Origin of the sequence: Streptomyces resistomycificus (genome assembly GCF_001514265.1) — a bacterium.
Lineage (GTDB): Bacteria > Actinomycetota > Actinomycetes > Streptomycetales > Streptomycetaceae > Streptomyces > Streptomyces resistomycificus.
The window spans coordinates 1,018,539-1,038,834 of record NZ_KQ948988.1 but is presented as its reverse complement, the minus strand read 5'-3'; the positions used below and the strand labels follow the sequence as shown (position 1 = coordinate 1,038,834).

The window sequence follows — 20,296 nt, the reverse complement described above, 5'->3', positions numbered from 1 at the left end:
ACGCAATATGTCACTCGACCAGCCAGTCTCTCGCCGTCTCCTCAGTGACGAGGTTTTCCATCGGCTGCGCGACTCCATCGTGCGTGGCGAACTCGTCCCCGGCGAGAAGGTCAAAGACGGTGAGCTCGCCGAGCGCCTCGGACTCAGCCGCACCCCGGTGCGGGAGGCGCTCGCCCGGCTCGCCGACATCGGTCTGGTCGAGGCCAAGCCCGGTGTCTACACCCGTATCACCACACTCAACCGCCGCGACGTCGAGAAGACCCTCGCCGTCCTGCGCTCCCTCGACCAGCTCGCCATCGAGACAGCGGTTCCGGTCATGACCGAGCAGGATCTGGAGCGCATGCGCGAGGCAAACCGCGACTTCGAACAGGCCGTCGCCGCCAACGACACCACCGCAGCACTCTCCGCCGACGACCGCTTCCACGCCGTCCCCATCGCCGCCTCGGACAACCCCGTGCTCAGCCGGATCGTCGAGCAGCTCCACCCGCAAATCCACCGCATCCTCTACCGCAAGTTCTCCACCCTGCTCGGCGGCCGCAACACCATCGACCACCACGACGAACTCATCGCCGTCTGCGCCGGCGGCGACGCCCGCGCCGCCGCCGAACTCTCCGGACACCACTGGTCCGAACTCGGCGGACACATCAACGAACTCTTCGACACCAACCAGTTCGCGGAGGCGACCACCGCTCAGTGAGCGTTTGGTTCTTGCTTGTCCGTTTCATTTGGTTAGCTGTCGCGCCAGTTCGGGGTGGCTTCATGAGTGAGGCGGCGGGTCATGAGGTTGATGGCGGCGATTTGGATCATGACGGCTGAGCGGTGGGGGTGGGTTTCGTAGTCGCGGGCCAGGCGGCGGTTGTGTATGAGCCAGCCGAGGGTGCGTTCGATGACCCAGCGGCGGGGTTGGACGCGGAAGCCGCGGACGGCGGGATCGCGCTGGACGATTTCGAGGTCGATGCCGATCTCGGCGGCGTGTTCGACGGCTTTGGTCTTGTAGCCGTTGTCGGCCCAGGCTTTGGTGATGGTGGGGTGGCGCGCGCGGACTTGAGTCAGGAGTCGGGTGGCGGCAGCGGAGTCGTGGACGCTGGCGGCGGTGACGGCGACGGCCAGCAGGAGGCCGAGCGTGTCGGTGACGATGTGCCGTTTGCGGCCGATGATTTTCTTGGCAGGGTCGATGCCTTGGCTGGTCGGGTGGACGGTGGCGGAGGTTTTGATGCTCTGGCTGTCGATCAGGCAGGCGCTGGGCTCGCTGGTGCGGCCTTCGGCCTGGCGGACTTTGCCGCGTAAGAGGACGGCGAGTTGGTCGAAGATGTTGTCGGCTTCCCAGTGGGCGAAGTAGCCGTAGACGGTCTGGTGGGGCGGGAAGTCGTGGGGCAGGTAGCGCCAGGGGATGCCGGTGCGGTCGACGTAGCTGGGGTACGGCTGTGAGGGTTGCATGATGCCTGGGTATGCGGTGGCGGCCAGCCTGAGCAGGGCGTGTGCGGGGGTGTTGGGTGTACCGGGGCGTGCGTTAGGGGCAGGCCCTTCCCCCTACCGCCGTCCGTAACTGCCCGCACTGCGATCAGCCCGCCATCACCAGGCGGGACTCGATGAAGTCACGACCTGGGCCCAGATGGTGCACTTCGTCGACGGCCTGGACATCGAAGGTGGCAATGTGGCTTCGTTCAGGAAGCCATGAACGGGGGCGAAGGCCGATGCAGTACGTCAATCTCGATGCTCAGGTCGGCGACCTGTCGGGGGTCTTGGACCCGGCTGGCTACCTGAGCCACCTGCCCTCGATCTCCGGTGATCTGCCGCCGGGCGCCCGGGCTTTCGCCACTGACACTGACCACTACGACTTCCTCAGCAGGCGATGTGTGAAGGACCTGACGCTTCGGGCCGTCCGGGGCGCCGGCGGTGAGGAGATGGCGGTCGAGTTCCAGCACAACTGCTGGAAGCACGAGCGAGACCTGCTGATCCGCTACGCAGGGGTGTCCAGCTTCATCATCGATCCCGCAGACGAGGACCGTGGAACGGACCTCGGGACTGTGGTTCTCGACGAGATCCTGCCGCACAGGGACGGCTGCAGCCACGAGATCGCCTGCTGGGACAGCACACTCACCATTGTCTGCCGGGACCTCAAGGCGACCTGGACTGAGACTATCTGCTCAGCACGTCGTAGGCGCGACAGGTCATGAGGCTTGTTGAGCGCCTGGTGCCGGATGGGTCAATCAGGGCGTGTTCAAGCTCTGATCGGCCGACGAGACACGGCACGGACAGCATGCCGCAGTTGGTCAGTGCGAGGCAGCCGTGCAGGGCCAGAGGCTGGGGGATCTTCCTCCGCAACTGTGCGGAGGACATTGGCCAGCGAGCCTTGCTGGTGGGGGTGCAGCTTCCCACACGCCGTTGTGTGAGTCGCCGGAGATGCTTCTCAGCTCGAGTCGCGGGCCACGGCGTTGGCCGCCATGAGGAGGGCAGCAGCGGTTTCGATCCCGTGGATGCGTCGTCCGATGTCGGCAACCGCATCAGCCAGTGGCATGGAGTGCACCGACATGTCGAAGTACTTCTCGATCTCCGTGTCGCCGGGCGGTTTTTCAGTGCCCTTGAGAACTGAAGGTGCCAGAAACAGGTGGGCGTTCCTGTTGGTTTCTGAGGGCATGACGAAGTAACTGCCCAAATCGATCAAAGGGGTACCCGGCGACAGTTCGAACCCGGTTTCCTCCCAAAGTTCGCGCAGCGCGGCGTCCTTAGGGCTCTCCCCTTGCACGATCGCCCCTGCTGGAATCTCCAGGGTGTACTTCTTGAGATTGTGACGGTATTGGCGGATAAGTACGACGTCGCCGTCTTTAGTGATGGGCACGATCATGACGCTGCCGGGCGTATCGATGTAGTACCAGTCGATTTCCTTTCTGTCCGGCATGCGTAGTTTTTCGCGGACGAACCGCTTGGGACTCTTCGTGATCACCTCGGTGTCGAGCAGTTCCGCGTCCTGCATGCTGGCTGCTGCGCCCTGCTTACGTGACCGGCGTTTCAAAGCGAACATCTTTTACTCCTTCCACGGCCTGGACCCGTCCCACACTTTCGTGAAATGCCGAGCGTAGCGAACGAACATGCCATTTTTTTCCGCACTTTCCAGTTCGAAGGTGGGTGTGTTGGCACCCGCGATGTAGCGCACATACGGCGTGATCAGGATGCGGTCGTCGCCGCGTACGATGCTGACCGTCGGAGGCCCGTCGTAGACATGGACCTTCATTTTCCCGCCACAGGCCTCAGCCATGGCCTGAAATCGGGCCAGCGATGCCCTGATCCTGGGTGCGATGGTCCCGGAGGGATTCCCCTCTTCCCGGTCGACCATGAGGGTTCCGCTGTGATCAGGATCGAGCAGGAGGACGCGGATGTCGCAACCCCTTGCCGCAGCGCTCGCCAGCAGCTCGGGCACCGCGTCGTCCTCGGCATAACCGTGCTCGGCCATTCCATAGAGCCACACATGCCGGCTCGCGTTCTCCAGCACCTCATTCCAGACAGATCGCGTCACCATGCCCCTATAGGGGTAGGACTTAACGAGGTCCGGAAGACCTGGCGCCCGCACCGGGGAAAATTTTGCCGCATCTAGGCCTGCCAGGATCTTCTCTGCTGCAGGCCGGACGGCATTGACAAGCTGCTCCATGTGATCCACGAAATTCACCGACGGAGTCGCACCGCCACAGCGAGGGTCTTGGTAATTCACCCAGGTGACCCCGAGAAGATCTTCGGGAAGAGTCATCCGGTCGGCACAGTGCTGGCATCGCAGACCGAAGGTACGATCCCTTCCGACCGCACCAATGAACAGGCCTAACTCGAAGATGACATTGTCACGCGGACTCAACTTCTTGTCACCGCCGCGGCTACGCCAGTCGTCGGCGGTCAAGACCAGGACCGCGCCGTCAGTTTCCGAGTGCGCAATCTCATCCAACCGCTCAATCACTGTCTTGGACGGAGGAAAGGCCCTGTACCAGACAGTCGGCGAGGCTGCCTTCTTTAATGCAGTATGAAGGGCGTGGGCGATGTCTTTGGCCTCGCCTGAGGACCCGATGAAGATCCGCGGCATAGAAGTCACCACGCCGGACCACCCCCCGCTCAGCCCTGCCGAGACCCCACACCACCTGGAGAGTCTCACACCCAGAAGTCCGGATCATGCGAACCGGGCGAAAAGTTTGCCTGGAGGATGCGCTTCCGGTCTGGCTGCGGTGACCTGCCCAGACCGCTACGCGGACATGGATCTTTCTCACCCGTCAGCAGCCGGATACTTTCAGCGCGCGGTTTACCGAGTGGCGCTTCCGGCTGGCGAGTAGTGCCTCGACCAGGGAAAGCAGCGGGCACACGCCGAGATGGGCGCGGGCCTCGGGGGGTGCCCCTATGACCTTGGTCAAGGGGTGCTCGGGGTTGGTGGTTGGTAGAAGGTGCTGTCGCGGAGCATCGCGAAGAGCACGTCGGCTTGGCGTTGGGGCGAGGCAGATGGCCTGGGTGTGGTGCTTGCCCCGGGCGATACTTGGTGTCGTAGTAGGCGAGGCTGGGTCGGACAGCGCGGCGAACGCCGCGAGGAAGCCGCGGTCTACCCGTGGTTGGGCGTGGCGTGGCTGACGGCTGGTGTAGCGCTGACCTGCCGGCACTGGGCGAAGGTGGCCCATCGGCAGACGCCTGACTGAGCCCCCGACCCTTCGTGGCACGCGAGCGAGCCCGGGAAGTGGTCCGGGCCACGCAGGCTGTTTGGAGAACGACTTCTGTAGATCGAACCCCATGCTTCAGGGTGCCGGGCCCGACCGCATCATGCAGGACGAGGCCGTCCACGCCGAGTTCCCGCTGGGAATGAGTGCGGTATGGGGCGGAGACGGAAAACAGGGGGCCCCCGGCGGGGCCGGAAGCTGCGAGATCTTGAGCCAGCGGACGTCCACCCAGGCACGGTGTGTCAGGTCGATGGGCACCAGGGTCGTCGGCACGTCCGATTTGACGAGGACGCGGCGTGCTGCCTCGGGGTCGCTTTATACATTGAATTCCGCAGTCGCGGTGACGTGCCGCCTGATGCCGCCCCGCCCATACCAAGAGGCGGTCGATGCGAGGGCGGAGCTCGACGGACAGCAGCCCACCCGCCAGCGGTGGCGGACGCTGGTCACCACCCGCCGCGATCGCCTGCACGTCCCCCGGTGACACATGCGCAGCCCCGCCGGATGGCGGGGCTGCGGGTAGGTTGCTGCTGCTTTCAGGGTGTGAGGTCCAGTACGCGGACCGGCTCACCTGCCCACCGGTGCGGGGCCGTGGTGGCGATGATCGCGCCGTCGGGACGGTTTGGGGTGGGCTGCGCCGCGTACTGGCTGTGCGCCGTGGCCCAGGTCTCCTGCCGCGCGACGGCCAGGGCGGTGGCCAGGTCCAGATCGAGGACGGTGATGCCAGGTAGGGAAGCCAGGTGCTCGGCCGTGCCAGGGCGGGCGCGATCGGCTTCCACTAACGCGCACGTCGGGGCGTACAGGAACCAGCCCGACTCGGCATGGGCACGGTGGATCAGACGGGAAGCAAGGACGTTGCCCTGGCCGGCTGCGGCCATCGCGGTGTCGTCCAGGACGATGTGCACAGCATCGCTCACCGGCTGGTCACCTGGGCCAGGCGCCGGTCCAGCTCGCTGTCCAGGTCCTGCTCCTCAGCAGCGGTCGGCGCGTAGCCGTTCCACTCCTTCAGCGCGGCCAGTGCCTTCTCCGCCCGCTCGGCACGCTCGGCCGGAGTCAGCAGCGTCTCAGCGAGACGCGCGAGATACGCGCGCAGCGACAGACCCTCAGCGGCAGCTATGGCGGCCAGCCGGTCCTTGGCTTCCTCGGGGATACGGACGTTGGCATCGGACATGGTCGTGCTCCTTCCCATCCCTCAAGGATACGGGTACGTACCCGTACCCGCTATGGGGCTGATTTCAGTCACCACCCTGTTGTGGCCGAATCCGGTGCCATGCTGTGACGGCGGTGATCCTCCAACCCCCCGTGGAGGCCCCCGCCCCTTGGCCCCGCCCGTGTGCTGTCACTAGGCGGGGCCGCGCCGTCCCTTCTCGCCCGACGGGAGGGCGAGAAGGGACGGCGGGCTCTATGTTCAGCACGGCCCTTCTTTCCCGTTGCCGTGGGCAGCCTTAGGGCGGTTGCGGAGACAGAAGCTCGTACGGGCCAGCGGCCGCGCAGCCCGGCGCCTGCTGCGATACGGCTCAGTCGTGGTAGCGGATGTCGCCGCCGTCGTCGGGGTCGGATCCGTTCTTGGTGTGAGAGTGCACGTCTGCCTGGTTCCCGGAGGGCTTCTACAGGTAGATGGTGTCGCGGTCGTTGTTCACAAGGCGCGTACACGGCGGCCAGACGCTCGTGGAAATCTCCGTGCAGGGGCGGACGGACGCGGCAGTCGTCCTGGAGGCGCTGCGGGTCCGCGTCGTGGGATGGGCCGCGCCGGTGAAGGGCACCGTCTATTTCACGGGCCAGGGTTGCGGCGGTGGCATGGGCCCCCGCTCATTCGCCGTGGATCTGGAAATGGACCGGCCGATCGCCCGTTCGGTCCAAAGCGTCGAGGACGCAGCGAGCACCCCGGCGAGGCGCATGCCCTACCGGGTGTCCGCCGCCAAGGATCCAGAAGTGCTGATGGTCGACGCCCTGACCGTCGACTGCGACTGCCGCTGGTATCTGACTGCGGGACTGTTGTCCAGCTTTTGGGGGTGCCTCCGAACGAGTTCCTTTGTTCGTCGGCACGGGTGCTGCGGCCGAAGTGGCCTGGGCGGCGCCGAGTTCTGTGTTTTCCCGCACGTGTCCGGTGTGTCTGGTAGTGCTTGTCCTGCAGCTGCATGTTCGAGGCGCGCGGGACGGTACGGGGGGCTGGGTGAGTGGTTCGAGCGGAACTCAACTGGTGTTCGTGCACGGTGTTGGGGGCGTGCGGGATGCGCGGGCGGAACGGCGCACCTGGCTGGAGTCGCTGGCCGAAGGAGCCCGTAGGGCGGGTCACTCAGATCTAGTGTCCGCGCTGACGTGCCAGTGGCTGGCGGAGACCCGGTTCGCCGACTACAGCAGCCTCTTCTTCACCCCCGAGGGACAGGGCTCGGACGGGAGCCTTGAGGGGCAAGTATTTTTCCTGGACGCTCTGATCCGACAGCTGATCGAGGAAATCCGCGCGCAGGCCCTCGCACGGGGAGACCGGCTGGCACTGCAGGTGGTGGAGGACGCCGCGTATCAGTTGCCCGGGGCGGGCGGGGAGTCCCAGGGCGCGGGGGAACCGTTGCGCGTGCTCGTCAGGGCACTGACGACCCTTCTGAACGTTCCCGGGTTGCGGCGGGCCGCCCAGTGGGCGAGCGGCTGGCCTCTGGCGGGACAACTGGCACAGGTGGGGCGGTACCTGGACCGAGGCGAGGTTGACGCGGACGGAAGATCCTTGGACGCACGGGTCCGGGAACGTGTGCTCCAGGGCGTGGATCCACATCGCCCCTTGGTGGTGGTCGCGCATTCGCTGGGCACGGTCGTGGCGTTCGAGGCGCTGCACGAGTACCCCGGGACGGTTGATCTGCTGGTGACACTCGGTTCACCCCTTGCGACGGGAGCCGCGGTCCTGGAACGGGTCCGCCCGCAGCCCGTGTGTACGCCCGAGCCGGTCGTACGGTGGCTGAACTTCTGGGACCGGGACGACCTCGTGGTGTGCCGTCCACGGCTGCACCGCTGGATGTTGCCGAATAGCAGCCAAGTAGTGCCCAGGACGGACCGGGTGGACTCCGACGGAGTGTGGGTGCACACGGCGACGAAGTACCTGCGCCAGCCAGCCGTCGCCGGACCGCTCGTCGAGGCGCTGAAGCGGTGACGACACGCCATGTCCTGGTTGTGGCAGCCCAGTGCAAGGCCGCTGGACCGTTGTCACGGCTGGAGCAGGCAGCGCAGGACCTGCATGGCGTCCTGACCGATCCGGCGGTCGGAGGTTGCCACGAACGGGGCGGCGCCTTCCCGTCCCTGCTGATAGGCGACGACCTCAAACCCGAGGACGTGGAGAGCGCCTTGCGCGAGGCCGTGCGGCTGGCTGGCGTGGACAACGCCGTACTCGTGATCGCCCTGCTCGGACACGGATTCACGGCTCCTCAACAGACTGACCTGCACTACATGGTGGCTGACTCCACGACCGGCAGCACTGCTTCGGCAGTCCCGGTGGGACACTTGCTCGCCTCGGCAGCCGACCAGCCCGGTGTGGAGGGGGTGATCGCCCTGGTCGACACCTGTCGCGCAGCGGGCGCGGTCCCTGACGCCGGTCGGCTCGCCGGCGGGGTGCGGGCGGGTCGGGCCCGGCTGGCCGTGCTCACCGCCGCCGCTGCCGACGAGGAGGCGCGGGACATGCGGTTGAGCACCACCGTCACGCATCTGCTGAGAACGGGGCTCGCCGAGGCGGGAAGCATGCTCTACGTGGACCGCGTCTTCGCCACGGCACTGCGGGATCGTATCCAAGGCCAAGTCGTCGGCTGGAACGAGTATGACAACGACCCCTTCGCGCTGGAGGGCTTCTGGCTCGCCCGCAATCCTTGTGTAACGAGCGTCGCTGACGAGATCGTGGGGCCGCTGGGCCGGAGGAAACTAGCGGAAGCCGTCGCCCTGTGGCGAGATCGGGGGCGCCTGCCAGAACGTCTGACGCAGGCTGCTCTGATCGAACTGCACGACTTCCTGCACACCGGTCATGCAGAGGACGAGACTCATAGGCACTGGCGTTTTCGTGTCAGCGACCTCGTGGCGACGCTTCTTGAATGCACACGACTGGCCGATCTCCTGAGCAGGACTCTCTCCGGTGTACTGACGGGGGACCTGCTCCGGACCGCTGGCCGGCAGGCCACGCTCCCCTTGGAGGCGGCGGGTACGGCCCCGCTGCGGGATCTGCTGGAGTACGCCGCTCTGCACCCGCGGCCGGGCTGCGGCCCTTGGCAATCGGTGGCCCGCTTGGTCGCCGCTGTTGTTCACCAGACGGAACACGACCGGGAGGACGAGCGACTGCTGGAGTGGCTATTGCGCCATCGTGTGGTGACCGACTTCAACGACGCCCTCAAGGAATACTCTGCACGCAAGCAGCGGGACCAGGTGCGACTGGTCATCAGTCTGGCCGGGGCATGGACCGACTGGCCGGAAGAGGTGGATGCCTGGCTGGTACGCGAACCAGGACTGCCGCAACACCACCGGTTCCGGTGCGAACCAGCCGGCCGAGCGGGTGTGGCCAAGGCCATCGGGCAGGCCCTGACATGGGCCGGCGGCCTTCTTCCGGCCTCGGAAGACCTGGTGAACGTGGACGTGGCCGCACCGGCCCACCTCCTAGCGCGGTGGCACCCCGAGGAAGAACGGATCGGCCGCTTCCTGCTCGGGGCTCAGCACACCGTGGTCACACGGTGGAGCGGCAGGATGGACCCGGGCGAGGACAATGCCGAGATCAACGACGCCGCACGCAGGATCCTCGGTGCCCCAACCGCCTCCGGCACCGAACCGGTCGACTGGATAGCCCCCAGTACTCTCCATGACCGAGCCGGTCTGGAGGACAAGCTCGCCCGCGGTGGCTGTGCCACCGCGATGGGCGTCGACCACCACCCAGGGGACCTGCGCGAAGTGCTGGAACTGTTGCTGCCGTACGTGCCCATCGTCCTGTGGCCCCGCGCGGAGACCCGCCCGGACGGCAATCATTTCAGAGACCTCGTCCGACAGCAGTGGCACACGCTGCCTGACGGACTTGCCCATGCCTACCGGCAGCGTTCGGAGCCTCATCAGGACTGTGCCCTGTGCCTGGGAGACGTCCGTGCTGTATGGCACGACACCACATGGCTGGACTTCTGCCGTCCGTTTGAGAACCGGACCGTGGCCGCTCTTGAGGAGGAGCAGTGACCTGGACTCCCTACTACCACGGTGACGGGAACCATCGGGGGATCATGCTGTCCGCACCCCCGCCCTGGCGGACCTTCCCACGTACTCCGCAGCAGCGGGAGTACCAGCCGCCGTCCGGTCTGGTCGATGCGGTCAACGTGGCGCTGCACCTGCGCCGTCCGCTCATGCTGACGGGACCGGCCGGGTCGGGGAAGTCCACTGTGATCGAGCAGGTGGCGCACGAGCTGGGGCTCGGCACGGTGCTGCGCTGGCACATCACCTCCCGCAGCACCCTGTCCGACGGGCTATACCGTTATGACGCCCTCGGCCGCATCCACGCTCAGACCCTCGCTGCCTCCGTTCGCCACCGAGCCTGGACGCTGGACACCCGGGACATCCACGAGGGCGCACACGACGACATCGGCCCCTTCCTGCAGCTGGGGCCGCTGGGTACCGCGCTGCTTCCCTGGGAGCGACCCCGAGCGCTGCTCATCGATGAGATCGACAAGAGCGACCTCGACCTGCCCAGCGATCTCCTCGACGTCCTCGAGCGCGGCGAGTTCGAGATTCCGGAGCTGGTCCGCTATCAGCACTCAAGCGTCAGCATCCGTGAATGGGGCAGCACCGAGCAGCGTCTTGTCGAGTACGGGCACATCCAGTGCTCCCAGTTCCCCTTCATCGTCTTCACCAGCAACGGCGAGCGCGATTTCTCCCCGGCCTTCCTGCGCCGCTGCATCCGCTACACCATGCCTCCGCTCTCCGCGGAAGTGCTGCACAGCATCGTCCGGGCCCATTTGGGCCCCGCCTCCGACGACTCCCTGGAGTTGATCCAGGAGTTCGCCGAGCGGGTAGCGCACGGCGAACTCCTGGCCGTTGACCAGTTGCTCAACGCCGTGGCCTTGCTGGCTGGCGGCCGGGTACCTCAAGGGGAGCAGCGCGACAGCCTGCGCGAGCTACTGCTGCGTGAGCTCTCCGATGTCTGACGCCCTCAACCGGCTCCTCCGCGCCTTGTGCAAAACCGTCCCCGCAGGCACAGACACGCGGATCCTCGCCGATGCGGTTTGGCTCGCCGCCGCCCGGGCGGCAGACGAAGACCTGTCGGAGTCTCCCGCCCTATCGGCCACCCGTCTCTCAGCAGCAGCCGGGAAGAACCAGGGCCTTGACACATCACCGGCTTCACCGCAAGACGCTGCCCGAGCACTGGTGCCTGTCCACGCACAGGGCGGACCCGCTCTGGTCAAGGGGACCACGCTCTCTCTGAGCCGCGCCGACGCCGTGCCCAGGTCGCTGGCTGTCGCCCGTTCGTTGCAGCCACTACGGCGCCCATGGCGACGCGGTCGCCAACGGCTGGACATCGATGCCACCGTCGAACAATACGTCCACGAAGGCCTGTTGCTACCCGTGTACTCCCCTGCGCCGGAGCGCTGGTTCGACGTGGTCGTAGTTGCCGACACCTCGCTCTCCATGGCCGTATGGAAAGACACCACCCAGACCCTGACCACTCTGCTGGGCGGCTTGGGGGCATTCCGGGACGTGCACACCTGGTATGTGCGGTGGCAGGACGCCGAACCCATTTTGCAGGACCATCGTGACCGGACCGTGCCGCCCCGGCGTGCAGCCAGCCACGGCGGCACGGAGCGGGGAAGACGACTGATCTTCGTGATCTCCGACTGCGCCGCCCGTGGTTGGCGCCGACCACAGCCCTGGCAGCTCCTCGCCGCCTGGGGCCACGACGCTCCTGTCGTTCTCGTGAACCCATTGCCGCAACGCCTGTGGCGCCGCTCCGCACTCAACCTGCCTGCCGTACGTACGACCGCGCCTCGAGCGGGCGCGACCAACGCCATGCTGCAGTTTCATCTCCCGGCCCGTCTGAATACCCGGTCCGGCAACGGCCCGCCCGCTGCCCTCGGGCCCTGGCAGGCTTTGCCCGTCGCCTCATGCACCCCGCGCTCCCTGGGCACATGGGCCGGCATGCTGATGGACGCGGATCCACGAGGATGTGACGCGGTCCTTGTGCCCGCTGCCGGCCGGCTTTCCTCGTTCGATGCACACACCGGTCAGCAGGCCGACCCGGCAGCCCTCACCGAGTCCTTCCTGCATACCGCTGCCGCCCCCGCGGTCCGGCTCGCCATCCTCTGCTCGCACCTGCCCGAAATCACCGTTGCGTTGCTTCACCTTCTGCGGGAGCAGGCCGTGCAGGACGCTCAACTCACCGACATTGCCGAGTTGCTGACGAGCGGGTTGTTCTCCGTCACCCACACCTCAAGAGGCGACCCGATCATGACCTTCCTGCCCGCGGCTGCGGAACGGCTGCGAGCCCGCCTCACGACGGACGACATGTGGCAGACGTTGAAGGCCTTGGACACTCACGTTGCGGCCCAGTCCTACAGCCCGCGCAACGTCCCCGCCGTCCTGAAGAACCCCGAGGCCCTCAGTGATCACGCCGCATCGGTCACGCCCATCGCCCGCGCTTCCGAGGAGACCCTACGGCTCCTCGGTCTGTCGGTGTCACAGACTCACGCGGACAGCCGCGGGCTGTCGCCGGCCTCCACCCAGGTCACGCAGGCGCGAGCTGCCGACCATCCCACTCGATTCTCGGGTGAACTGCACGAGGTGACCGAGGCACGCCTGGCGGCGGAGGAATTCTTGCGCGACCTCTCGCGGTCCTCGCCGCCGGCCGCACCCGAGCACTGGGACGACATAGTGTTGGTCGTCAGTGAGCTCGCAGCGAATGCAGTGCAGTACGCCCCGGGCCCCTTCGAGTTGCGCTTGCAGCGCACGTTCGACGGGGTGCACGTGACTCTCAGCGACACCAGCACGGCACCACCAGCCCCACGCCCTTACCACCCGGGCGGTGGAGGCGGCGGCATCGGCTGGCATCTCATCGAAACGTTGTGCAACCAGGTCAGTGTCGTGACCCATGACCGCGGCAAGGATGTGCACGCCTTTCTCTCATGGTAGAGCGGGCGCGGTGTTAACTGGCTCTGCCAAAGGCGGGTTGATCGTGTGACTGTCTGCTTGGTCGCTCATTGTTGGGAGCATGGGGAAGCGTCAGTCGCGGCCGTGGATCGTGTCGGACGAACTGTCGTCGCTAATCGAGCCGTTGCTGCCTGAGCCGGCACCGAGCAGGTCGAGGGACGGCTGCGTGTACCCGACCGGCAGGCCTGGTGCAGCATCCTGTTCGTCCTCCACACAGGCATCCAGTGAGAGTACCTGCCCCAGGAGCTCGGCTTCAGATCGGGCATGACGTGCTGGCGGCGCCTAGCGGCCTGGAACGAGGCTGGCGTCTGGGAGCAGTTGCACCAGCTGCTGCTGAACAAGCTCCGGTCGAAGAACCAGCTGGACTGGACGCGGGCGGTGATCGACTCCTCTCACGTCAGAGCGGCTCAGCGGGGCCCAAAAGCTGGCCCAGTCCGGTCGACCGTGCACGGCCGGGCAGCAAGCACCATGTCATCACCGACGGGCAGGGCATCCCGCTCGCGGTGTCGCTGACCGGCGGCAACCGCAACGACGTCACCCAGCTGCTGCCCCTGCTCGACAAGATCCCAGCGGTCGCGGGAGTCGTGGGCCGACCACGACGTCGACCCGACATGCTCTTCGCCGGCCGTGGCTACGACCACGACAAGTACCGACCGCTTCTGCGCGAGCGAGGCATCCGCCCGGTGATCGCCGAGGACGGACAGGCGCCGGATGAGCCGGTTGATCAGGTAGACGACGGACAGCTGTCCGATGGAAGCGGCACGGAGGTCCTCGCCTTCCGGGTCGCCAGCGTTTCACTGGGGCCAGCCCCACGGGGAGCGTACCGCGATGTCAGGACGTCGCGGACCATCTCCTTGGCGGGCGTGGGAAGCGCGGTGAGTGTCTTCGCAGCCGGTGGAGACAGGCGTACCGCCCACGGCTCACCGGTCACCGGTGGGCACCAAGGACGTCGTACAGGTTCACGAAGCCGGACTCGTCACGGTCGGAGTCTATGTACGCGTCGACGGCCGGGGCCGCGGCGACGCGCAGCTGCCGGTTGACCCAACAGCGACGGCCACTGTGTGCTGTCATCAACGACATGGACATCGACCGGTTCTTCGCTCTGGGTCCCGACGCCTCCATTCAGGCCAATGACGTGTTCACCGATAGGGAGCAGTACATCGCCGCGTTCCACGAACGGTTGCTCGCTCACTGTAGTCGGTCGTGGAGCACAGCGGACCTGATGGACTTTCAGCGTCCGCTTCGTAATGTGATGGCCGTCGTCGGGGAGGGGGGCATCGGCAAGTCGACCATGGTGCGGCACCTGGCCTCCCTGACGGTTCAGGGCGAGCCAGCCGCTCTGCCCGGCAACCGGGCCACCGCGACGGTCGACTTCGCGAACGTGTCCAGTTTGAGCTTCGAAACCGTTCTGCTGCGGGTACGGGCCGCTCTCGGCGGCCTGGGCAAGTCGTGGCCGGCCTTCGACATCGCGCTGGCCCTGTACTGGGAGCGCAAGCATCCGGGCGAATCCGTGGTGACTTTCCTGCGCAGGTCGTCTGAGGCCGGGGAAGCCATGACGTCAATGCGGACCTCTGAGCAGATCTCTTCCGCACTTGACGAGTTCCTGGGCGGCTTCGGCATGTTCAGTCTCGGATACCAGCTGGCACAAATGGCGGGAAGAAAAGCGGCCAGGTCGGCCGCTCTGCGGCGGATCCGACGCGAACTTCCGGCGTTCGATCTGCTGATCGACGAGCGTGACCCGGACCGGATGTTGGGGTATCTCCCAGTGCTGCTCGGGTACGACCTCGAACAGATACGGCAGCGGACACCGACCCTGGCGGTCTGCGTACTCGACACATTCGAGCACGTCCAGATGCTGCCCGCGGAGCGGAACGGCCTGGAGGATCTGATCGTCCGCATGACCTACCTCATGCCGAACGTGTTCTTCATCGTGGCATCCCGACGCCCCCTGCTCTGGCACGACGCGGTGCGCAGCGTGGGGCTGATGTACGGGGGTCATCTGCGCTGGCCGGGACTGGGCGAAACGTCCGGGCTCGGTGATCAGTTCCAACTGGACGGGTTCGACGAGGCCGCCGCCGAGCGGTACCTGCTGGACCGGCTCACCAGGGACGGGCAGCCTGCAATTCCGGAGGTGATACGGCGGCGGATCATCGCGAGTTCCGGCGGATCACCCCATTATCTGAAGCTGTCCGCTGGTTTGTTCGAGCAGATCGCCGCGCGTGGCGAGGAACCCGTGGTGACGTTATTCGGCAGGCCATTTCCGGAACTGCTGCTGAGGGTCATGCGGGATCTGTCGACCGAGGACCGGGACCTGCTGCGGGCGGCCGCATTGCTCGACGCCTTCGACGAGAACCTTCTTGCCGCGGTGGTTCCGCAGGCGCGCGGTCGGCAGATCGAGTCCTTCCTGCGGCGGCGCTTCATCGAGCGCGAGGACGAGGCGTGGCCTCCATACCGGTTGCACGAGAATCTCAGGAAGGGTGTGGCCGACTGTGACGGCCACACCCCAGACGGCTGGACCACGGCCGAGCGCCGCCGGAATCTGCTGCGGGCCACGGCTTACCTGGAGGATCTGGTTCTTTCGGTCTGGAATCCGGACGATAACTCACCGGTCCGTCCGGAAGAGCTCAGCCGCCGCAGCGTGTCGGCGTTCCTGCTGGCCTTGCATGCCGCCCGGGAACACGGCGTCCTGCCGCCCGGGCTGGGGCAAATGCTGTACACGCTTCGTGAACTCGGGCACTGGCAGGTGATGGCGTCACTGCCCGAATGCGGCGAGGAGGCGCCCCCGGATCTGCGCCGGTTGACCGCGGTGGCCCGACTGAACGGACTCGCGGGGCTGAACGCCGATGAGCGCTACGAACAGATGAAGGCTGCGGCGGGCGAGCCCACCCGGGGCGCCTACAGCGAGTACGTCCGCTACGAACTCGGCAATCTTGCCTATTTCGTCGGAAAGATCGAGGACTCGGAACGCCACTTCGCCTCCATCGCCAGCGATCCTTCCCCGATCGGCGCCGGCGCACAGTACGGGCTGGCAAGCAACGCATTGCGGCACAGCAGGTTCACCCACACCGTGCGTATGACGGCCAAGCCACCGTTCCGGTCCAAGGTCGAGCAGATGCGCGCTACCAACATGCTGGGAAGGGTCGAGTTGTACAACGCTCGCTTCGAGCAAGCCGCCGACTTGTTCGAAGCGGCCCTGGCACAGGCCCGAGAGGTCGATGCGCCGCTGTGGGCCGCGCGGACCTCCCGCTCCCTTGCCCTCGCATGTGTGTGGTTCGATCCGGGTCGCGCGCTGGCGCTGCTGCTGCAGGCACGTGAACTCAACAACACCCTGGGAGAGATGGTCGGTTTGGCGCAGTGCCATACCGCCGCGGCTCTAGCGCACGCGCTCCGGGGCGAATGGCAGGAAGTCGACAGCGACCTGGACCGGGCACGCTGCGGTTTCGAGGCGGTGGGCGCCGAGTTCGAGTTGGGGCCGGTGCCGCCGATCGACATACTGCTGCGCGTCGCGCAGGGCCGTACGGCGGAGGCGCTCGCGGAGACCCGGCGCCTCACCGACGCGGAAAGGGCTGGCCGACGTCTGGCGCCTCCGGCCTGGGCGGCAGTGAGCGCTCTGTGGGTGGATCGTCCGGACTGGTTCGACTTCGACACGATCGACTGGATCGAGCCAGCCACGGCCCGCGACCGGTGGCTGGCCCCGCTGACCCGGTTGCTCGGCACCCTGCGGGCCTGAGGTCACCTGCGGTCCGGCGGGTGGCCCGTCTCCGAACCGAGGAGCCGTCGGAGCTCGCGGGCCCGCTCGAAGGTGAACGCGTGCACCCCATCCTTGACCCTTTGGTAGTCCGGGGTGGAGGACATCTGCCCCCCGTGCAGCCGGTACCGGTAGACGGGCGTGTCGACGTAGCACACAGGGAACAGCGCCTCGGCGGCGAGGAAGGGGTTGGTGTCGACCGAGCGCGGCAGCGCGCCGTAACCACCGACGGCGACCAGATGGCTGCGCCGCCACATGACGGCGCCGACGTGTACGGGGAACTCGCCGATACGTTCGAAGTATGCTCCGATCGTTCCCGGCTGGATGACCCCCGGAGCCGGCCACGCCTTGAAGACCTCGGGCGGCCGTCCCGGTGCCGCCGCCGGGTCGGCGTCGCCCTCGGTGAGCAGGTCGGTTCGTCCCCATGCGCCGAAGCACTGCGGCCACGCCGCCAGCGCGGCGCACAATCCGCCGAGCGAGTCCGGGTACAGCAGGTCATCGTCGTCCACGCAGAGGACCAGGTCGCCGGTGGCCCTGATCAACGCGAGGTTGCGGGTCGTCCCGGAGCCCAGCGGCTTAGCGTTGCGTTCCAGCCACACCCTTCGGTCATCCTCCACGAACCCGCAGTCGCCAGGGCCGGGACGCCACTCGATGGCCTCGCCGTCCAGTTGCACGATCCATTCCCAGTCGATCTGCTGGCTCGCGATCGACGAGTACAGCCGGGGCAGGAGATCCGGACGGGTGACCGCGGTCAGTATCGACACATTCGGCATCGGTTGCCCTTTCCCAACTCGGCCCGGGAAGGAACCGACCCGTGCCGAAGACCGACTTGAGACTCGTGAACCACGTTGCCGCCGGATCGTACGCCGCGAAGAAGGGCACCACCACGTCCGCACCGACATGCACCACCAGTCTCCGACAGAAGTGGTCATGCCCCAGGCAGGTCCCAGTTCATAGCTTCATCACCGTGCTCGCCGATCCACCTCAAAGACGCCGATTCCCCGACGAACTCGCACCCGAGCTCAGCCCGTCGCGACGACCGGGAGCCGGTCGGCAAGGCTTGTGAAGGTCTTGCGGGGTGATCGTGAGGTGCTCCAGGTGCGTCTCGGCCTCCCACAACCGGGGGCCTATCTCCCGCACGACCTGCCGCAGAAGAGCGCGACCTACTACTACTTCGCCGCCTGGCGGGACGATGGTACCGACCAGGTCATCCATGTTTCGGAGCGTCGAAGTCGACGGTGCATCGCCGCTTCGCCAAGGGCCGGCACCGCTCGGTCAGCGGCCACCAGGGCGCCTACGACATGCGCGCGTCCTCGCCGCGAACACCCACGACAACGCCGCGGGCATCAGCCAACACCCACGACAGCCTCGCCCTGAAGCCTTCCGTCCTCAAAGATCATCGAATGGTGGATCTGTGAGTACGACTGCGCCCGCTCCGTCTCCGAAGATCGGTGCGGTGGGACGACCCCCCGGCGCAAGACCCTCACCGTCATCGAGGACCTGGCCCGGCTCAGCGCCAACCCCGCACACCTCACCAAGGCCTGCACCCTGCTCACCACGCTGGAACAGCCCACCGTCGTCTCCACACCGCCCAGCCCCGCCTCGCCCGCATCACCGAAGGCACCGACCTCGACACCCCGGTCCACCTCCTTGAGTGCAACTACCAGCACCGGCGGATCGCCGCGCTGCTCGCCCTCGCCAGGAACCCGCACATCCCGCGCAACCGAGGCGTTACCCGCGCTGCACCCGCTCGAACTCGCCTGGTTCCGCCACCAGAGCGATGTCCCGGACTGGCTGCACACCGCCGCGGTCGGCCTCGCCTCGGCCGACGACACCGAGGCCGTGCTCCGGCTGCTCACTGACGACGAACTCGATGGCCACTCCGACCCGGGTGCTGTGCTGCAGCCCTGGCTGGACGCCCCGAAACCGACGGTGTGTGGACGGACCGGGAGGTATACCGGGCCGTCCTCAAATCCCGCCACCACACCCTGCACCACCTACGCCAGCTGCCCGCCGGCGACGTCGTCACGAGCCCAACCGCGCCCTGCCCCGTCTGCTTGGACGACGACACGTGCTCGCCTTCCAGGACGCGATCGCCTGACTTCAGCAGATCCTCGCGCAGACCTCTTCGCCGTGGCAGGCGCTGGCCGTCGGCACGTAATGAGGCCTGGTCCGCTGCCACGGGGGGAGCGGCGGACCAGGTCTGTAGTCCACGGTGTCACACCCGTGCCCTGAGGCGCGCGGTCTGTAGCTGAAGTCGCGGCCGGATGGCGTGACTTCACCCTGCCGAGTGCGCTGTGCGCGGGCCTGCGGCAGGGCCGGACGGCAAAGGCCGACGCGCGGGATCGGTCCCGGACAGCGACGTAGGCAGTCACGTCAACGCCCTTTTTCTGTCCTACGCTTGGGGGCAGCTCAGCGGGACGAGCGCGGGCTGGTCCTCGGCAGCGTCGTGGACGGCGGTGGCCGTGAGGGCCAGGACGGCGGCGGCGATCAGGGAGAACAGTGACCAGCGCATCCAGGAGTTCCAGCAGGTCACCTGGCCCTGGTCGAGTCCGGTGAAGCCCTTGGCGAGTTGGAAGGTTTCCTCGATCCGCCACCTGCGGCAGATCACTTCCACCAGCGTGCCGAGCGAGACGTCGCCGGGTGCCCAGCAGCGGAAGTAGGACACCTCGCCGGTGTAGTGCCGCCGCGCGACCAGCGCACTCGTCCCGGGCTCCTTCTCGTAGTGGTTCTCGTCGGGAGCGTCGTCGGGGCGGACATCGAGCCAGGCCCAGTCGTACTCGCGGGTGCCCTTGGTGCCGTGTCCGGTCTGCCTGCGCATCCACTGCGGGCCGCACCTTGTTGATCATTTTGCGGGCCTCCCACCGGCGTCCGGTCCCGTCGATGACCTGGTAGGTGGAGGCGATGCCAACGGTGCAGCCGAGCCCCAGCGCCCGTATGCCCCGGCGTAGTTCGCGCCCGCAGTACACCTCGTCGCCCGCGAACCAGCGGGCCTTCAGCCCGGCGGCGAACGCGTCGGTGACCATGGCAAGCGCCTGCTACGGCTTCGTCGCGAAGACGATCTCCTCCGGCACTCCGGCGGCCTCGCGGCGTTCCTCGTCCGCAGCCCAGTCCGCCGGGAGATACAGGGCCCGATCGATGATCACCTTCGTCGTCGCGGTGACCGCCGCCAGATGCACCGCCACCTGGCACAGTCCGACACCGCCGATTGCCCCGGAGTACTGCCGGCCGGCGCCCACGCAGTCCGTGGACGACTTGACATCCCCCGTCTCGTCCGCCACCAGCACCACGCTCTGACCAGTCGCAGGCCCTGGCCCAGGAGATCCTCGGGCCGGGTCGCCCTTGAACTCATCATCGAGGGCCCATTGTCCAGCGGCAAGCAGCGGGGCCACGTGCACGGTCGCCTCGACGAAGGCACTGGCTTCGGCCCGGTCCGCGCGGACGTCTGCCAGGCGACGCAACACTGGCCTCGGCTGTTTCGTCGCGGTGATAGAGCGTGCGTCCAGGCCGGGGTGCCCTCGGCGAACACCAACGCAGGAGGGCGGCGGATTCATCCCGCCGCGATGATCAGGGTGGTGATCAGGTGATCACCGAGGTGGTGATCAAGGTCCCGCCCGAGTTTCACCTGCAAAGCAAGGTTTCGAACTCTTTACCAAAGGATTTCGGGCAACCTCTTGCGCATCGGCGGATCAGCAGTCGATATTCATCCAACGCAACCGAATCAACTCGT

Annotated in this window: 15 protein-coding genes and 5 pseudogenes; 10 read left to right on the top strand and 10 right to left on the bottom strand. The window is 66.8% G+C overall.

Annotated elements, in window-relative coordinates; translation table 11 throughout:
- Nucleotides 1-7: 7 nt before the first annotated feature.
- Nucleotides 8-697, top strand: a complete 690-nt coding sequence (locus tag AQJ84_RS04405) for a GntR family transcriptional regulator (protein WP_030042328.1) — start codon at nucleotides 8-10, stop codon at nucleotides 695-697.
- Nucleotides 698-729: 32 nt separating this feature from the next.
- On the opposite strand, the pseudogene AQJ84_RS04400 reads toward AQJ84_RS04405, so the two are convergent.
- Nucleotides 730-1,410: pseudogene (locus AQJ84_RS04400) on the bottom strand (IS5 family transposase); the annotation flags it as partial.
- A 284-nt stretch (nucleotides 1,411-1,694) separates the two neighbouring features.
- Here AQJ84_RS04400 and AQJ84_RS04395 point away from each other — a divergent pair.
- A complete protein-coding gene (locus tag AQJ84_RS04395; protein ID WP_030042326.1) occupies nucleotides 1,695-2,177 on the top strand; it encodes a hypothetical protein in 483 nt (160 codons plus the stop codon).
- A gap of 233 nt (nucleotides 2,178-2,410) precedes the next feature.
- On the opposite strand, the gene AQJ84_RS04390 is transcribed toward AQJ84_RS04395, so the two are convergent.
- The 4 genes from AQJ84_RS04390 to AQJ84_RS04370 form a co-directional block, all read right to left on the bottom strand.
- Nucleotides 2,411-3,022 carry an NUDIX hydrolase gene (locus AQJ84_RS04390; RefSeq protein ID WP_051870076.1) on the bottom strand — a complete coding sequence of 204 codons (612 nt, stop codon included), beginning with the start codon at nucleotides 3,020-3,022 and terminating at the stop codon, nucleotides 2,411-2,413.
- Between the two features lie 3 nt (nucleotides 3,023-3,025).
- Entirely contained in the window at nucleotides 3,026-4,066 is a 1,041-nt protein-coding gene (locus tag AQJ84_RS40530) for a TIR domain-containing protein (RefSeq protein WP_078632137.1), read from the bottom strand.
- Between the two features lie 1,149 nt (nucleotides 4,067-5,215).
- Nucleotides 5,216-5,596 carry a PIN domain-containing protein gene (locus AQJ84_RS04375; RefSeq protein ID WP_030042322.1) on the bottom strand — a complete coding sequence of 127 codons (381 nt, stop codon included), beginning with the start codon at nucleotides 5,594-5,596 and terminating at the stop codon, nucleotides 5,216-5,218.
- Complete coding sequence (locus AQJ84_RS04370) at nucleotides 5,593-5,850, bottom strand: hypothetical protein (RefSeq protein WP_030042321.1); 258 nt, start codon at nucleotides 5,848-5,850, stop codon at nucleotides 5,593-5,595. The genes AQJ84_RS04375 and AQJ84_RS04370 overlap by 4 nt, the downstream gene beginning before the upstream one ends.
- Nucleotides 5,851-6,326: 476 nt before the next feature.
- On the opposite strand from AQJ84_RS04370, the pseudogene AQJ84_RS43895 reads away from it, so the two are divergent.
- The 7 genes and pseudogenes from AQJ84_RS43895 to AQJ84_RS43890 all read left to right on the top strand — a co-directional run.
- Nucleotides 6,327-6,662, top strand: a pseudogene (locus AQJ84_RS43895) (transcriptional regulator); the annotation flags it as partial.
- Between the two features lie 322 nt (nucleotides 6,663-6,984).
- The gene (locus AQJ84_RS04365; RefSeq protein ID WP_310591800.1) at nucleotides 6,985-7,818 is read left to right on the top strand and encodes a lipase family protein; all 834 of its coding nucleotides are present in this window, start codon (nucleotides 6,985-6,987) and stop codon (nucleotides 7,816-7,818) included.
- Nucleotides 7,815-9,860 carry a vWA-MoxR associated conflict system protein gene (locus tag AQJ84_RS04360; RefSeq protein WP_030042319.1) on the top strand — a complete coding sequence of 682 codons (2,046 nt, stop codon included), beginning with the start codon at nucleotides 7,815-7,817 and terminating at the stop codon, nucleotides 9,858-9,860. Before AQJ84_RS04365 ends, AQJ84_RS04360 begins: the two co-directional genes overlap by 4 nt.
- Complete coding sequence (locus tag AQJ84_RS04355) at nucleotides 9,857-10,822, top strand: AAA family ATPase (protein WP_030042318.1); 966 nt, start codon at nucleotides 9,857-9,859, stop codon at nucleotides 10,820-10,822. The genes AQJ84_RS04360 and AQJ84_RS04355 overlap by 4 nt, the downstream gene beginning before the upstream one ends.
- A pseudogene (locus tag AQJ84_RS44675) lies at nucleotides 10,815-12,209 on the top strand (SAV_2336 N-terminal domain-related protein); the annotation flags it as partial. The gene AQJ84_RS04355 and the pseudogene AQJ84_RS44675, both read left to right, overlap by 8 nt.
- Nucleotides 12,210-12,374: 165 nt before the next feature.
- Nucleotides 12,375-12,800, top strand: coding sequence for an ATP-binding protein (locus AQJ84_RS04350; protein WP_051870083.1), 426 nt, complete (start codon nucleotides 12,375-12,377; stop codon nucleotides 12,798-12,800).
- A 79-nt stretch (nucleotides 12,801-12,879) separates the two neighbouring features.
- A pseudogene (locus AQJ84_RS43890) lies at nucleotides 12,880-13,522 on the top strand (IS5 family transposase); the annotation flags it as partial.
- 223 nt (nucleotides 13,523-13,745) lie between these two features.
- Here AQJ84_RS43890 and AQJ84_RS43885 read toward each other — a convergent pair.
- The gene (locus AQJ84_RS43885) at nucleotides 13,746-13,889 is read right to left on the bottom strand and encodes a hypothetical protein (protein ID WP_225877330.1); all 144 of its coding nucleotides are present in this window, start codon (nucleotides 13,887-13,889) and stop codon (nucleotides 13,746-13,748) included.
- A gap of 7 nt (nucleotides 13,890-13,896) precedes the next feature.
- Here AQJ84_RS43885 and AQJ84_RS04345 point away from each other — a divergent pair, with 7 nt between their 5' ends.
- A complete protein-coding gene (locus tag AQJ84_RS04345; protein WP_030042315.1) occupies nucleotides 13,897-16,548 on the top strand; it encodes a tetratricopeptide repeat protein in 2,652 nt (883 codons plus the stop codon).
- Between the two features lie 2 nt (nucleotides 16,549-16,550).
- Here the strand turns inward: AQJ84_RS04345 and AQJ84_RS04340 are convergent, their stop codons facing one another.
- The 4 genes and pseudogenes from AQJ84_RS04340 to AQJ84_RS45225 form a co-directional block, all read right to left on the bottom strand.
- On the bottom strand, nucleotides 16,551-17,330 hold the full coding sequence (locus AQJ84_RS04340) for a glycosyltransferase (protein WP_157875037.1): 780 nt from the start codon (nucleotides 17,328-17,330) through the stop codon (nucleotides 16,551-16,553).
- A 582-nt stretch (nucleotides 17,331-17,912) separates the two neighbouring features.
- The gene (locus tag AQJ84_RS43395; RefSeq protein ID WP_053193343.1) at nucleotides 17,913-18,236 is read right to left on the bottom strand and encodes a hypothetical protein; all 324 of its coding nucleotides are present in this window, start codon (nucleotides 18,234-18,236) and stop codon (nucleotides 17,913-17,915) included.
- Between the two features lie 61 nt (nucleotides 18,237-18,297).
- Nucleotides 18,298-18,447, bottom strand: coding sequence for a hypothetical protein (locus AQJ84_RS42885; protein ID WP_157875036.1), 150 nt, complete (start codon nucleotides 18,445-18,447; stop codon nucleotides 18,298-18,300).
- Nucleotides 18,448-18,967: 520 nt separating this feature from the next.
- A pseudogene (locus AQJ84_RS45225) lies at nucleotides 18,968-19,865 on the bottom strand (IS701 family transposase); the annotation flags it as partial.
- Nucleotides 19,866-20,296 lie beyond the last annotated feature (431 nt).

What these genes read in the sequence shown, in the direction of transcription:
- AQJ84_RS04405 (WP_030042328.1), top strand. Translation starts at nt 8, where the DNA reads ATGTCACTCGACCAGCCAGTCTCTCGCCGTCTCCTCAGTGACGAGGTT.
- AQJ84_RS04395 (WP_030042326.1), top strand. Translation starts at nt 1,695, where the DNA reads ATGCAGTACGTCAATCTCGATGCTCAGGTCGGCGACCTGTCGGGGGTC.
- AQJ84_RS04390 (WP_051870076.1), bottom strand. Translation starts at nt 3,022, where the DNA reads ATGTTCGCTTTGAAACGCCGGTCACGTAAGCAGGGCGCAGCAGCCAGC.
- AQJ84_RS40530 (WP_078632137.1), bottom strand. Translation starts at nt 4,066, where the DNA reads ATGCCGCGGATCTTCATCGGGTCCTCAGGCGAGGCCAAAGACATCGCC.
- AQJ84_RS04370 (WP_030042321.1), bottom strand. Translation starts at nt 5,850, where the DNA reads ATGTCCGATGCCAACGTCCGTATCCCCGAGGAAGCCAAGGACCGGCTG.
- AQJ84_RS43885 (WP_225877330.1), bottom strand. Translation starts at nt 13,889, where the DNA reads ATGACAGCACACAGTGGCCGTCGCTGTTGGGTCAACCGGCAGCTGCGC.
- AQJ84_RS04345 (WP_030042315.1), top strand. Translation starts at nt 13,897, where the DNA reads ATGGACATCGACCGGTTCTTCGCTCTGGGTCCCGACGCCTCCATTCAG.